At 69.4% G+C, this 13,011-nt stretch carries 19 protein-coding genes; 16 read left to right on the forward strand and 3 right to left on the reverse strand.

The annotated features are described in order from the left end of the window. Window positions 1-3 precede the first annotated feature (3 nt). From rplR to rplQ, 13 genes are all read left to right on the forward strand, one after another. On the forward strand, window positions 4-360 hold the full coding sequence (gene rplR, locus I5071_RS39340) for a 50S ribosomal protein L18 (protein ID WP_236518523.1): 357 nt from the start codon (window positions 4-6) through the stop codon (window positions 358-360). A gap of 35 nt (window positions 361-395) precedes the next feature. Continuing rightward, entirely contained in the window at window positions 396-902 is a 507-nt protein-coding gene (gene rpsE / locus I5071_RS39345) for a 30S ribosomal protein S5 (RefSeq protein WP_236518524.1), read from the forward strand. Window positions 903-915: 13 nt separating this feature from the next. Then, a complete protein-coding gene (rpmD, locus tag I5071_RS39350) occupies window positions 916-1,110 on the forward strand; it encodes a 50S ribosomal protein L30 (RefSeq protein ID WP_236518525.1) in 195 nt (64 codons plus the stop codon). Continuing rightward, window positions 1,103-1,654, forward strand: a complete 552-nt coding sequence (gene rplO / locus I5071_RS39355; protein ID WP_236518526.1) for a 50S ribosomal protein L15 — start codon at window positions 1,103-1,105, stop codon at window positions 1,652-1,654. Before rpmD ends, rplO begins: the two co-directional genes overlap by 8 nt. Window positions 1,655-1,752: 98 nt before the next feature. Continuing rightward, the gene (gene secY, locus I5071_RS39360; protein WP_236518527.1) at window positions 1,753-3,081 is read left to right on the forward strand and encodes a preprotein translocase subunit SecY; all 1,329 of its coding nucleotides are present in this window, start codon (window positions 1,753-1,755) and stop codon (window positions 3,079-3,081) included. Window positions 3,082-3,096: 15 nt separating this feature from the next. After that, the gene (locus tag I5071_RS39365; RefSeq protein ID WP_236518528.1) at window positions 3,097-3,744 is read left to right on the forward strand and encodes an adenylate kinase; all 648 of its coding nucleotides are present in this window, start codon (window positions 3,097-3,099) and stop codon (window positions 3,742-3,744) included. Between the two features lie 13 nt (window positions 3,745-3,757). After that, on the forward strand, window positions 3,758-3,970 hold the full coding sequence (locus I5071_RS39370) for a translation initiation factor IF-1 (RefSeq protein ID WP_053237570.1): 213 nt from the start codon (window positions 3,758-3,760) through the stop codon (window positions 3,968-3,970). A 66-nt stretch (window positions 3,971-4,036) separates the two neighbouring features. Further along, a complete protein-coding gene (gene rpmJ / locus I5071_RS39375) occupies window positions 4,037-4,150 on the forward strand; it encodes a 50S ribosomal protein L36 (protein ID WP_053237569.1) in 114 nt (37 codons plus the stop codon). Window positions 4,151-4,165: 15 nt separating this feature from the next. Beyond that, complete coding sequence (gene rpsM, locus I5071_RS39380) at window positions 4,166-4,531, forward strand: 30S ribosomal protein S13 (protein ID WP_053237568.1); 366 nt, start codon at window positions 4,166-4,168, stop codon at window positions 4,529-4,531. Window positions 4,532-4,583: 52 nt separating this feature from the next. Further along, complete coding sequence (rpsK, locus tag I5071_RS39385; RefSeq protein WP_053237567.1) at window positions 4,584-4,976, forward strand: 30S ribosomal protein S11; 393 nt, start codon at window positions 4,584-4,586, stop codon at window positions 4,974-4,976. Window positions 4,977-4,993: 17 nt separating this feature from the next. Further along, window positions 4,994-5,620, forward strand: coding sequence for a 30S ribosomal protein S4 (gene rpsD, locus I5071_RS39390; protein WP_236518529.1), 627 nt, complete (start codon window positions 4,994-4,996; stop codon window positions 5,618-5,620). A 109-nt stretch (window positions 5,621-5,729) separates the two neighbouring features. Next, the gene (locus I5071_RS39395) at window positions 5,730-6,746 is read left to right on the forward strand and encodes a DNA-directed RNA polymerase subunit alpha (protein ID WP_236518530.1); all 1,017 of its coding nucleotides are present in this window, start codon (window positions 5,730-5,732) and stop codon (window positions 6,744-6,746) included. A 64-nt stretch (window positions 6,747-6,810) separates the two neighbouring features. After that, window positions 6,811-7,299 carry a 50S ribosomal protein L17 gene (gene rplQ, locus I5071_RS39400; RefSeq protein ID WP_236518531.1) on the forward strand — a complete coding sequence of 163 codons (489 nt, stop codon included), beginning with the start codon at window positions 6,811-6,813 and terminating at the stop codon, window positions 7,297-7,299. A gap of 115 nt (window positions 7,300-7,414) precedes the next feature. On the opposite strand, the gene I5071_RS39405 is transcribed toward rplQ, so the two are convergent. Continuing rightward, window positions 7,415-8,083 (reverse strand): hypothetical protein, encoded by a 669-nt coding sequence (locus I5071_RS39405; RefSeq protein WP_236518532.1) that lies wholly within the window; start codon window positions 8,081-8,083, stop codon window positions 7,415-7,417. 291 nt (window positions 8,084-8,374) lie between these two features. Between I5071_RS39405 and I5071_RS39410 the strand changes: the two genes are divergently transcribed. Continuing rightward, window positions 8,375-9,454: a glycosyltransferase gene (locus I5071_RS39410; protein WP_236518533.1), complete on the forward strand. Its 1,080-nt coding sequence runs from the start codon at window positions 8,375-8,377 to the stop codon at window positions 9,452-9,454. 106 nt (window positions 9,455-9,560) lie between these two features. Here I5071_RS39410 and I5071_RS39415 read toward each other — a convergent pair whose 3' ends face one another. Further along, on the reverse strand, window positions 9,561-10,019 hold the full coding sequence (locus I5071_RS39415; RefSeq protein ID WP_236518534.1) for a DUF2383 domain-containing protein: 459 nt from the start codon (window positions 10,017-10,019) through the stop codon (window positions 9,561-9,563). Between the two features lie 136 nt (window positions 10,020-10,155). Between I5071_RS39415 and I5071_RS39420 the strand changes: the two genes are divergently transcribed. Together I5071_RS39420 and I5071_RS39425 are read left to right on the forward strand one after the other, a co-directional pair. Beyond that, on the forward strand, window positions 10,156-10,833 hold the full coding sequence (locus I5071_RS39420; RefSeq protein WP_236518535.1) for an SRPBCC family protein: 678 nt from the start codon (window positions 10,156-10,158) through the stop codon (window positions 10,831-10,833). Between the two features lie 67 nt (window positions 10,834-10,900). Continuing rightward, entirely contained in the window at window positions 10,901-11,590 is a 690-nt protein-coding gene (locus tag I5071_RS39425) for an extensin family protein (protein ID WP_236518536.1), read from the forward strand. Here the strand turns inward: I5071_RS39425 and I5071_RS39430 are convergent, their stop codons facing one another. After that, entirely contained in the window at window positions 11,591-12,988 is a 1,398-nt protein-coding gene (locus I5071_RS39430; RefSeq protein ID WP_236518537.1) for a hypothetical protein, read from the reverse strand. Window positions 12,989-13,011 lie beyond the last annotated feature (23 nt).

A 13,011-nucleotide genomic window follows, 5' to 3' on the forward strand; every position in this document is an offset into this window, starting at 1 on the left:
AAGATGGCATTGGACGAGCAGCGCGCGAAGCGCAAGAAGCGCATTCGCAAGAACGTCAGCGGCGACACCGAGCGTCCGCGTCTGACCGTGTTCCGCAGCGCGAAGCACATCTACGTGCAGGTGATCGACGACTCGCAGGGCAAGACGCTCGCGGCGGTCTCGACGCTCAGCAAGGACGTGCGCGGCGAGCTCGGCGAGAAGAACAAGAGCGACGTCGCCAAGGTGGTCGGTCAGGCGATCGCGAAGGTCTGCAAGGCCAAGGGCATCGCCCAGGTCGTGTTCGACCGCAACGGCTACATCTACCACGGTCGCGTGAAGGCTCTCGCCGACGCGGCGCGCGAGGCGGGGCTCGACTTCTGAGCCGCGTCCGGACTGACTGAGAGAACGGAAGTCACATGAGCGCCATCATCGATCCCGAGAGCCTCGAAGACCTCAAGGAGCGGGTGATCCACATCAACCGCGTCGCGAAGGTCGTGAAGGGCGGCCGTCGCTTCAGCTTCAGCGCGCTGGTCGTCGTGGGCGACGGCAAGGGCCACGTCGGCGTGGGCCTCGGCAAGGCGAACGAGGTCCCGGACGCGATCCGCAAGGGCACCGACCGCGCGAAGAAGAATCTGATCCGCATCCCGCTGGTCGGTGGCTCGATTCCGCACCGCGTGTTCGGTCACGCCGGCGCGGGCCGCGTGCTGCTGAATCCGGCGAGCCCCGGTACCGGCGTCATCGCCGGCGGCGCGATGCGCCCGGTGCTCGAGGCGGCGGGCGTGCACGACGTGCTCTGCAAGATCGTCGGCACCTCGAACCCGCACAACGTCGTCCACGCGACGATGGACGCGCTGCGCTCGCTCGAGTCGATCGACGACGTCGCGCGCCGTCGCGGCAAGGCCGTGGACGAGATCCGCGTCTGAGGGAGAGCGCATCATGGCGATCAAGCCGAAGCTCAAGGTGAAGCAGCTCCGCAGCGGCATCGGCCGCACGGAGGACATGCGACGCACGCTCAAGGGTCTCGGTCTCCGCGGCCCGCACACCGAGGTCGTCGTGGCGAACACGCCCGCGTTCCGCGGTGCGATCAAGAAGGTGATCCACCTCGTGTCGGTGGAGGAGATCGATGGCTGACGAGAAGATCAGCGCAGAGGTGCCGATCCTCTCGCGCCTGCGCGCCCCGAAGGGCGCGGTCACGAAGAAGCTGCGCGTCGGCCGTGGTCCCGGCTCGGGCCTGGGTAAGACCGCGGGCCGCGGTCAGAAGGGTCAGAAGGCCCGTCAGCCCGGCAACATCCACAAGCTGCACTTCGAGGGCGGCCAGATGCCGCTCAACCGCCGCCTCCCGAAGGTCGGCTTCAACTCGCTGTTCCCGCGCGACCTCGCCCCGGTGAACGTCAAGTCGCTCGACGTGTTCGAGGCGGGCGCGACGGTCGACGAGGCGGCGCTCCGTGCGCGCGGCCTGGTGAAGGGCCGCTGGGACGGCGTGAAGATCCTCGGCACCGGGGAGCTCTCGAAGAAGCTCGTCGTCAAGGCGGACGCGTTCAGCGCCTCGGCGAAGGAGAAGATCGAGAAGGCCGGCGGCTCGGTCGAGACGATCGAGAAGAAGGTCGCTCCGGTGGTGCGGCACAAGAACAAGCCCACGAAGGGCAAGAAGCCGAAGGCCGCCGCTAAGGCTTGACCTACGGTCGAGGTTGAGGGAGACAGCAGCCCCACGGTGAACCGGGCCCGCGACTTTCGCGGGCCCGCGTCATCATCCCGAGCACCGATTCCACTCGCATGAGCGCCTTCGCGAACATCGCCAAGATTCCCGAGCTCCGCCGACGCATCCTCTTCACGTTGGGGATGATCGCGGTCTACCGCATCGGGATCTTCGTCACGATTCCCGGCATCGACCGGAACGTGCTCCGCGAGTACATCGGGCAGCAGGGCGGCTTCCTCGGGATGTTCAACCTGTTCTCGGGCGGCGCGCTCGAGCAGGCCTCGATCTTCTCGCTGGGCATCATGCCCTACGTCACGGCGAGCATCGTGCTCCAGCTGATGACGATCGTCGTCCCGCAGCTCGGCGAGCTGCGCAAGGAAGGCGAGGCGGGCCAGCGGAAGATCAACCAGTACACGCGGTACGGCACCGTCGTGATCTCGGTCGTCCAGGGCATCTTCTGGGCGAACTATTTCCAGGGCCTCAACGCAGGTGGCGCGGGCACGGGCTTCTCGACGGTCGGCGACGTCGTTCGCGATCCGGGCTGGGGCTTCGTGTTCCTGACGGTCGTGGCGCTCACGACCGGCACCGCGTTCATCATGTGGCTCGGCGAGCAGATCACCGAGCGTGGCATCGGCAACGGCATCTCGCTCATCATCTTCGCGGGCATCGTCGCGGACCTCCCGCGCGCCGGCGTGCAGACGATCGAGCAGGTGCAGATCGGTCAGATCCAGCCGGTCGCGCTGCTGATGGTCGCGGCCATCGTGCTGCTCGTGATCGCGGTGATCACGTTCTTCGAGCGTGGCCAGCGCCGCATCCCGATCCACTACGCGAAGCGCCTCGTCGGGCGGAAGCTCTACGGCGGTCAGACGTCGCACCTGCCGCTCCGCGTGAACTCGAGCGGCGTGATCGCGCCGATCTTCGCGTCGTCGCTCCTGATGTTCCCGCAGCAGCTCGTCGGGATCATCCCGGGCATGGAGACGGTGAACGACTACATCCAGCCGGGGTCGTTCCTGTTCAACCTGCTCTACGTCGTGATGATCGTGTTCTTCGCGTTCTTCTACACGGCGGTCACGTTCCAGCCGGTCGAGGTCGCGGACAACCTCAAGAAGCAGAACGCCTTCATCCCGAAGGTGCGCCCGGGCAAGGCGACGGCCGAGTACATCGATCGCGTGCTGACCCGCATCACGGTCGGCGGTGCGATCTACGTCGCGCTCGTCTGCGTGGTCCCGCAGGTGCTCCAGGACTCGTTCCACGTGCCGTTCTTCTTCGGCGGCACGTCGGTGATGATCGTCGTGGGCGTGGCGCTCGACACCGTGCAGCAGATCGAGTCGCACCTCATCACGCGTCACTACGAGGGCCTTACCGGCCCGCGTGGACCGCGCATCCGCGGTCGTCGCACGGCTTGAGAAGGGGGGCTAGACGTGGATCTCATCCTGTTCGGGCCCCCGGGGGCGGGGAAGGGCACGCAGAGCAAGTTCCTCGTCGATCGGCTCGGCATTCCGCAGATCTCGACGGGCGACATGATGCGTGCGGAGCGCAAGAGCGGCTCCGCGCTCGGCAAGAAGTTCGACGAGTACATGACGCAGGGCCTGCTCGTGCCCGACTCGCTCGTCATCGAGCTCCTGCGTAACCGCCTGATGCAGGCGGACGCGAAGGGTGGCGCGATCTTCGACGGCTACCCGCGCACGGTGGATCAGGCGAAGGCCCTCGACGCGATGCTCGCGGAGATGGGGCGTCGCATCGAGAAGGTGATCGCGCTCGAGGTGCCGACCGAGGCGATCGTGGATCGAATTAGCGGCAGGCGATCGTGTGAGGCCTGTGGACAGGTCTACCACGTGCGCTATAATCCGCCCCCCTCGACGGGCCGCTGCGGCAATTGCGGCAGCGATCGCATCGTCCAGCGCGACGATGACCGCGAGGAAAAGGTGCGCACGCGCAACGCGGTGTACCTGGAGAACACGCTCCCGATCCTGGCGCACTACGGTGCCGGCGGGATCGTCGCGAAGGTCGACGGGACCGGCGCGGTGGAAGACGTGACCCGCAGGATCGAGTCGATCCTCGGGAAGTGAGCTCGCCCTTCGTATGAAGGGCACGGTCCTCGAAGCGGTGGTCGAAGACGAGCTGCCTCGAGGTCTGTACGCGGTGCGCAGCGAAGATGGTCGTCGCTTCGTCGCATCCCTGCCGATTCGGAGTCGGCATTCGATCGTGAAGCTGCTCCGAGGCGACCGCGTGATGATCGAAGTGTCCCCTGCGGACACCAGCCGAGCGCGAATCACTGCTCGCGCCGGCGACTGAGACGCTCACCGTGGCTCTCGGTCGAAAGTTCTCCCGTAGAGAGTTGGAAGTAAGAGCGAGGCTGCGATGAAGGTCCGTCCGAGCGTCAAGAAGATCTGCGAGAAGTGCAAGGTCGTCCGCCGCAAGGGGACCGTGCGCGTGATCTGCGAGAACCCGCGCCACAAGCAGCGTCAGGGCTGAAAGAGGAATCGAGTCATGGCACGCATCGCCGGCGTCGACCTTCCTGGTCGCAAGCACACCGTCATCGCTCTCCAGTACATCTACGGGATCGGTCCCGCGATCGCGAAGCAGATCTGCGAGAAGGCCGGAATCCCCGAGACGAAGAAGGCGGATGATCTCGACGAGAACGACGTCAAGAAGATCCGCGATCTCCTCGACACGCAGTTCAAGGTCGAGGGTGATCTCCGCCGCGAGATCGCCATCAACATCAAGCGCCTGATGGACCTCGGGTGCTATCGCGGGCTGCGTCATCGTCGTGGCCTGCCCGTGCGCGGCCAGCGCACCCACACGAATGCGCGCACCCGCAAGGGCCCGCGTCGCGGCAGCGCCGTCCGTCGCTGAGCTCTGAACAGAGCGGCGAGCGACGGGGATCACCTCACCGGAGTACTGAGAGATGGCGAAGCCGAAGGCAGCCAAGGGCAAGAAGAAGGTCAAGAAGAACATCGGCACGGGCATCGCGCACGTGCAGTCGACCTTCAACAACACGATCGTCACCGTCACGGACCTCGCGGGGAACGTGGTGGCGTGGAGCAGCGCGGGCGCGCGCGGCTTCAAGGGCTCGCGCAAGAGCACGCCGTTCGCGGCGCAGCTCGCCGCCGAAGATGCGGCTCGCAAGGCGCAGGACCACGGCATGACGACCGTCGCGATCTTCGTGAAGGGCCCGGGCGCGGGCCGCGAGTCGGCCCTCCGTGCGTTCCAGATGGCCGGCATGCGCGTGACGCTCATCCGTGACGTGACCCCGATCCCGCACAACGGCTGCCGCCCGCCCAAGCGTCGCCGCGTCTGAAGTAGAGGAACTGAGAGATGGCTCGCTACACCGGCCCGTCCTGCAAGCTCTGCCGTCGCGAGGGGGAGAAGCTCTTCCTCAAGGGCGACCGCTGCTACACCGACAAGTGCGCGTTCGATCGCCGTCCGTACCCGCCCGGCCAGCACGGCCAGCGTCGTTCGAAGGCGACCGAGTACGGCATCCGCCTTCGTGAGAAGCAGAAGGTGCGTCGCATCTACGGCGTGCTGGAGCGCCAGTTCCGCAAGTACTTCGCGTCGGCGGATGCGGGCAAGGGCGTGACCGGTGAGGCGCTGCTCGCGCTGCTCGAGCGCCGTCTCGACAGCGTCTGCTACCGCCTCGGCTTCGCGGCGACGCGCAGCGACGGCCGCCAGCTCGTGCGTCACAAGCACGTGCTCGTGAACGGGAAGACGGTCAGCGTGCCGAGCTTCCTCGTTCGGCCGAACGACACGATCACCATCCGCGAGAAGAGCCGGCAAAAGGGCCGCATCGTGACGGCGCTCGAGGGCGTCGAGCGTCGCGGCGTGCCGGAGTGGCTCTCGCTCGACAAGGGCGCGTTCACCGGCAAGGTGGTGAGCCAGCCCGTGCGCGAGGCGATCACGCTCCCGATCAAGGAGCAGCTGATCGTCGAGTTCTACTCGCGCTGATCAGGTCTTTCCACGGGCGGGCAATGGTGTCCGCCCGTGGTCTTTTCTCTAGGCCCGTCGGGGTTCCGAGCGCGGTCATATTCCTGCGCTGGAGAGAGGTTCGGATTCCATGTCGACGACGTTCGTTGCGCGCAACTGGCGCGATCTCATCAAGCCGAAGAGCGTCCCGGTCGAGGACGCGACGCCGACCTACGGCAAGTTCGTGTGCGAGCCGCTCGAGCGCGGTTTCGGCATCACGCTCGGCAACGCGCTGCGCCGGATCCTGCTGAGCTCGCTCCAGGGCGCAGCGATCACCGCGGTGAAGATCGACGGCGCGCTCCACGAGTTCACGTCGGTGCCGGACGTCGTGGAAGACGTCACGGACATCGTGCTCAACCTGAAGGAAGTCGTGGTCAAGGCGCACTCGCCGAAGACCCACGTCCTCCGGATCGACCGTGAAGGTCCCTGCGAGGTCACCGCGGGTGACATCCAGGTCAACGACCAGGTCGAGATCCTCAACCCGAAGCACGTCATCTGCACGGTCGCCAAGGGCGGCCGCTTCTCGGCGGAGCTGACGATCAACGTCGGCCGTGGCTACGTGCCGGCGGATCGCAACAAGACGCCGGGCATGCCGATCGGGACGATTGCGATCGACGCGCTCTTCTCGCCGATCCGCAAGGTGAACTACACGGTCACCAACGCGCGTGTCGGTCAGATCACGGACTACGACAAGCTCGCGCTCGAGGTCTGGACGAACGGCAGCGTGAAGCCGCACGACGCGGTCGCGTACGCCGCGAAGATCCTCAAGGACCAGCTCTCCATCTTCATCAACTTCGAGGAAGAGGAAGAGGCGACGAGCCTCGAGTCGAAGGAAGAGGAGCCGCTCAACGAGAACCTCTTCCGCTCGGTGGAGGAGCTCGAGCTCTCGGTCCGCAGCGCGAACTGCCTGCAGAACGCGAACATCCATCTCATCGGCGAGCTGGTCCAGAAGACCGAGGCCGAGATGCTCAAGACGAAGAATTTCGGCCGCAAGTCGCTGAAGGAGATCAAGGAGATCCTCGCCGACATGGGCCTCTCGCTGGGCATGAAGATCGACAACTGGCCGGCGATGCTCGAGCGCTGGAAGCAGCAGCAGGCTCAGGCCTGAGGCGGCCGGACGAGATCGAGGCGATCGTCGCGAGACGAGCGAAGTAGAGAGACGGTAGGAAGCCATGCGTCACCGCAAGTCGGGCCGGAAGTTCGGCCGCAATACCCCGCACCGCCGCGCGATGCTCCGCAACCTCGCGGGCAACCTCGTGCTGCACGAGAAGATCGAGACGACCGACGCGAAGGCGAAGGAGCTCCGCCGCACGGTGGAGCGCCTCATCACGCGCGCGGCCCGGCTCGGTGACGAGCTCACCGTCGACATCGGCAAGCTGAGCGACGAGCAGCGTGGCGAGGTCGTGGCGCGTCGCGTCCACGCGCAGCGCCTGGTCGCGCGGGACCTGCCGAAGACGCTGACCAAGACCAACTCGGACGGCAGCACCGAGGAAGTCGATCTCGTCTACAAGCTCTTCCACGAGATCGCGCCGCGCTTCCTCGCGCGCATCAAGGACAAGAAGGGCGGCGGGTACACCCGCATCACGAAGCTCAACGCGCGCCGCGGCGACAATGCGCCGATGGCGATGATCGAGATCCTCGGCGAGAGCGCGGCGGAGTGATCTCGCGCGTGCCTCCGATGCGGAGGCACGTCGGATCGTGAGCCGGTCTCGCTGGAGAAGCCCCGCGGCGCGTGCGTCGCGGGGCTTTCGTTCGTCCGTCAGGCGCGATTGCCCGTCAAGCGCGCGCGCGGGCGCGGCGGCCGGCGTTGCTCTTCGACGAGCCCCGGGCGAGGCCCGGCTTGCTGCTCGTGCCGCGCGACGTGGAGCCCGCGAGGCGCACCCCCTTCCGCGGGCCGAGCGTGGCGCCGCGCTGCTCACCGCTGCTCGCGGCACCGCGGATCGACGGGCGCATCGCGTGCTCGGTGGCCTTCTTCACCGCCTTGCGCGAGCCAGAGCGTCCCGACGATGCGTGGGCCCCCACGTCGGACGGCCGCGAGCGGCCGCCTCCCGAGCCTCCGCGCGCGCCGGTGGAGCGCCCGCCGGAGGCCTTGGCCACCCGGGTCGGGGGGCTGTGGTCGCGGCGCGGCTTCGCACGGCCTCCGACCGTTCCCTTGCGCCGTCGTCCGGGCGGCACGTCCTCGCCCTCGCGCTCGATGAAGTGCCCTTCGCCGACCCGGACGGGACGGGTGATCGTGCCGATGCCCGGCGCGCTGCCGGGACGCGAGTGCTCGCTGCGAGGCTCCCGTCCCGTCGCGCGCGCGCCGCGCGCGTCCGGACCACGAAGTCCCTCTCTCGCGCGCTCCTGGGCCTGACCGACCTGCCGCTTTCGCTTCGACTTCGCCGGGGCGCTCGCATCCTCGGTGTCGACTGCTCGTCTCGCGCTCTTCTTGCCGTCGCGCGCCATCCGTCCTCCTCGCGCGCCCTGGACCCGAGCGGACTTGCTCCGCGGATCGGCGCGCTGCGGTCTCCGGCGGCTGCCGCATCGCGCGTGCCACGGATGTGCTCCACCGCACGCATCGCGACGCGACTGGAAACATGCGCGTCCTTCGTGTGCGCGCGTCGCGCTGCGCCTCGGTGGGGCGGGCCGCGTCGTGCACGTTGCCCCGGCGCCACGCGGGGGGCCGCGAGTCCGATGCCCCAACACGCGGGATCGTCGATTGCAGAGTTGCCGCGTGATGCTCGACGAAGGAACGCGATGAGCGACGTCGTCGCGTTCACCCGTGCTCGTTGGGGCACCGAGACGTCGCGCGAGCACCCGTGTCTGCGCGCCCTCGCGCGCTCGCGACGCGTCTTCGCGATCGAAGAGCCGGTGCGTGATGCGGGTCTCGTCGCAGCGTTCGTCGAGGAGCTCCGCGTCACCGACGGGCTCGTCGTCTGTGTGCCCCACCTGCGCGACGATCTCGACGAAGTGCGGTCGCGCGCCGCGCTCGCGATGCTCGTGCAAGACCTCGTCGAGCAGCACGCGATCCGCGCAGAGATCCTGTGGGCCCGGAGCGCAGCCGACCTCGCGGTCGCGCGCTCGGTCGATGCGCACGTCGTGGTGTGGGACTGCGACGACGAGCCGTTCGCGCCCGGCGAGCGTGCGCTCCTCGCGCGCGCCGACCTCGTGCTCGCCGCGACGCATGCGAGCGCCGACGCGCGGCGCCGTCTGCATCCGCACGTGCAGGTGATGCCGCTCGTCGTCGATGCGCGTACGAGCGGTGACGAGACGGTCGATCCGCGCGATCAGTCGAACATCCCGGGCCCGCGCCTCGGGCTCGCGGTGCCGATCGACACGAGCCTCGACGTCGCGCTCCTCGCGCACGTCGCCGACGAGCTGCCCGACCTCTCGGTGATCGCGCTCGGCGCGCCGCGTGGAATCGACGTGCGCGCGCTGCCGTGTCGGCCGAACATCCGATGGCTCGGCGCGAAGCGCGACGACGAGCTGCCGCGTTACATCGCGGGGTGGGACGTGGGGATCGCGCCGGTCCTCTCGAGCGGCGGCCATGCACGCGTCGCGCTCGAAGTGATGGCGTCGGGGCGCCCGATCGTCGGCACCAGCACGCGCGATCTCGCCGCGCTCTCACCGCTCGCGCGCAGCGTCGACCGCGCCTCGTTCGTGGCTGCGATCGAGGCCGCGCTGCGCGAGCCGATCGACGCGCATGCGCGCTGGGCCGACGCGCTCCGCGCCGAGCTCACGGCGGACGCCGCGTGTGCGCGCATCGAGGCGTGGGTCGCCGAGACGCGTGGGCGCTCGCGACGCGCGGGCGCGGCGCTCGCTCGGTCGAGCGCTTGAACGAGCGTTCAAGAACGAGTCGGGGCGGGAGAGCGAACGATCTCGCTCTCCCGCCCCTTCTCGCACCCGATCGATCCCGCTGCACCTCGGAGGGCAGGCGCTCCGCTCACGCGTGCCGCACCTGCTCCCAGACACGTCGTGCGATCGCGTCCTCGACGTACTCGAGGTGACGTCGCTCGTCGTCGTAGTTGCGACGCACGAGCTCGTCGACTCGAGCAGGCAAGGCCATCTTCGCGGCCTTGTCGTACTCCTTGTTCGTCAGCTTCTCGTTGGTCTGCATCGCCCGCAGGCTCTGCTCGGTCCCCATCGCGGCGCGCAGCGCGGTCATGCCCTCGATGAAGAGCCCCTTGAGGTCGCGGCGGATCACCGGGGCGGTCCCGCCGAGATCGAGGATCGCAGTCGTGAGCTCCGTGACGTGGCGCTCGTGCTCGCCCTTGAAGCGCTCGAGCTGCACACGAACGGGCTCGACGTCGATGTTCTTGATGGCCTGGTCGTACGCATGGATCGCGTCGACGTCGAGATGCACGAGATCACGCAAGAGCGCGATCACTGCGTTCGTATCCATCTCGCCTCCTCGTCCTCGTGCGGTCGGCTCGAGCCGTGGTCGTCCCTCGCACCATCAGATGGCCGCGCTTGCGAGGCCCACAAGGGCGGGTACCCAGCTGCGTTGTCCGCCCGTGGCGCGCACCTACGTCTCCCGCGTGGCACCGCGCGATACGCTCACGACGGAGACGGCGCTCGGCGAGGTCGAGCGCGTGGTCTCGACGGCGGTCGGTGTCGTGGTCGGCGCGCTGGGCCTCGCGCGCGGTCGCGTGAGCGGCACGGTGCTCGCCGCGCTCGGCGCATACGGCGTGTATCGCGGCGTCACCGGGCGATGTCCGGTGTCGCGCGAGATCTCGGCAGCTGCTCGTCGCGAGCGCGTCGAGGCGCGCGGCGCGATCACGATCGACGCGCGCCCCGAGGAGCTCTACGGGCTCTGGCGCGACCTCACGCTCCTGCCGCGCTTCCTCCGGCACGTCGCGTCGGTGCGCGTCGCGGGCACGCGCTCGCGATGGGAGCTCTCGCCGCTCCCCGGCCTTCCCGCGCGCACGCCGCGCATCACGTGGGACGCGGAGCTGGTGGAGGACGTGCCCGGCCGTGCGATCGCGTGGCGCACGGTGCCGGGCTCGGCGATCGAGCACGCGGGCTCGGTGCGCTTCGAGCGAACGCCCGACGAGCGCGGCACCGAGGTCCAGGTCGAGCTCGTCTACGCGATGCCGGGCGCTGCGCTCGCGTCGCACGTCGCGTCGTGGCTCGGCCTCGCGCCGGAGCAACAGCTGCGCAGCGACCTCGAGCGACTGAAGCAGCTCGTGGAGGTGGGTGAGCTCGGGGAGCGCTGAATCGCGCGCGGGGCGCGCCCGTCTTGGCGTTCGCGAGCACACGCCCCATGCTCCAGAGCCCACCGTGGTGAAGCTGTCGAACGGTCGGATCGCACGCGCATCGCTCGTGCTCTGCATCCTCGTCGCGGTCGTCACGACGATCGCGTCCACCGCCGAAGCACAGCTCGACCTCGGTTGGCTGTTCGGACGGAGAGGTCCTTCCTACGCGCTCGACGAGATCGCGCGGCGTGGTCAGGACACGTCGATCTGCCAGCCCGAGATCATGGTGCCGTATCGCGGCACCGCGCTGCGCTACTCGGGCACCGTGCGGGTCCACCCTGCGTTCCTCGAGCGGCTCCCCGAGCTCGAGCGCGTCGCGATCGAGGTCGCGACCGAGATCTACGGGCGCGCGCCCCATCGTCTGATCCACGCCGGCGCGTACAACTGTCGCTCGGTGCGCGGGAACCGCGGGCGCCTCAGCGAGCACGCGCTCGGCAACGCGCTCGACGTGCGTGGGTTCGAGTTCCGCGCGCTACCGCGGCGCGCTCAGGCGCCAGACGGGCTTCCGCGCGCGCTGCGCCGCGGGTTCACGGTGTCGCTCGAGCGGCACTGGGAAGCGGAGAGCGCGACCGGCGCGGTGCACCAGCGCTTCTTGCGCACGCTGATCGATCGGCTCGCGCGCGAGGACGTCTTCCGCGTGATCTACGGGCCCGCGCATCCCGGGCACCGCAACCACTTCCACTTCGACATGTCGCCGTTCCGCTGGATCCACGTGTGATCAGCCGGGCAGCGTGATGTCGTGCGCGGGGGGCGCGTCGTCCTCGACCGGCTCGCGCTCTTCGCTCGCCACGACCGGCGCGCTGCGCGCGATCAGCAGCCACGCACCGAGCACCGCGAAGAGCGCTGCCGCGATCCCGAGCGCGCCGCGGCGGCGCTCGGTCTCGTCCGCGCTCGTCATCACCGGCTGCGCTTGTGCTTCGAGGCCTGCGAGCACCTCCGCGCAGCGCGTGCACGTCGGGTCACCGCTCGCAGCGCGTCGATAGGCTTCGAGATCGAGCACACCGCGCGCGAGCGCGTCCTCGGCCTCGACGAACGAGAGCCGCGCCTCCCAGCGCGCGCGGTGCTCGTCGCTCGGCGCGATGCGCACGGCGCGCTCGTAGGCGCTGCGCGCCCGCGCGCGCTCGTCGGTCGCCATCCACGCTTCACCGGCGCGCGCGAACAGGACCGCGACCTCGTGCGAGCCCGCGTCGGGCGCGCGCGCGAGCAGTGCCTCGAGCGCTTCGGTCGCCGCGCGTGCTTCGCCGCGATCGAGCGCGCCATCGGCCGCGACCGCGAGATCGGCCACCCGCGCGAGCCGCGCCGCATCGAGCCGCTCGTAGAGCACGTCGAGCGTGCGCGACCAGCTCCACGCCGCGTTCGCGTCCTCCCCGAGCCGCAGCCGGAACTGCTCGCGCGCCTGCCACACGCCGTTCTGTCCGTACTCGCGCAGCGCATCGCGCGCCGCGTCGCGCACCAGACGTCGCGGATCGTCGACGAACGACGCGACCACGCTCATCGCGTCGATCGAGCGCGTCGCGCCCCACGCCCGTAGCACGTCGGCGAGATCCGTCGGCGCGAGCCGCTGCACGAGCCGACCCGGATCGTCGAGCGAGAGCTCGCGCCCCGACCATCGTGCCCACTCGCGCCCCGCGACGTCCTCGTGGGCTCGCGCGCGGATGATCGCCGCCGCCGCCCGATCGCCGAGCCGCAGCACCGAGCGCCGTCCGTCCATCGTCCACGCGTCGCGATCGAGGCGCAGCACCTCGGGGATCAGCGTGAGCGCATCGGTCGTCGCGACGCGCTCGAGCGAGCGCATGAGCAGGAGCGGCTCGGCCATGCGCAGCACGTCGCGATCGCGACGCTCACCGAGCACCGCGGGGATCCCATCGGCGACGTCGACGAGATCGTCGGCGCGCCGCGATCCCGTCGCGCGACGGAACGCGGTCAGCAGCGCGACCGCATCCTCGGGGAGCGGGCGCGCGCGCCGCAGCGTCGTCAGCCGCGCGCGGATCGCGGGCAGCGCCTCGGGGGGCAGCGCACCGAGCGTCTCGTACGCGCGGCGTCGCTCGCCGGCGTCGTCGCTCCCGAGCGCGCGCACCAGCGTCGCGATCTCGTCCTCGCTCGTCTGCGCGCGCACCACGCACGGCGCGCACGCGACGA

Origin of the sequence: Sandaracinus amylolyticus, from assembly GCF_021631985.1 — a bacterium.
GTDB lineage: Bacteria > Myxococcota_A > Polyangia > Polyangiales > Sandaracinaceae > Sandaracinus > Sandaracinus amylolyticus_A.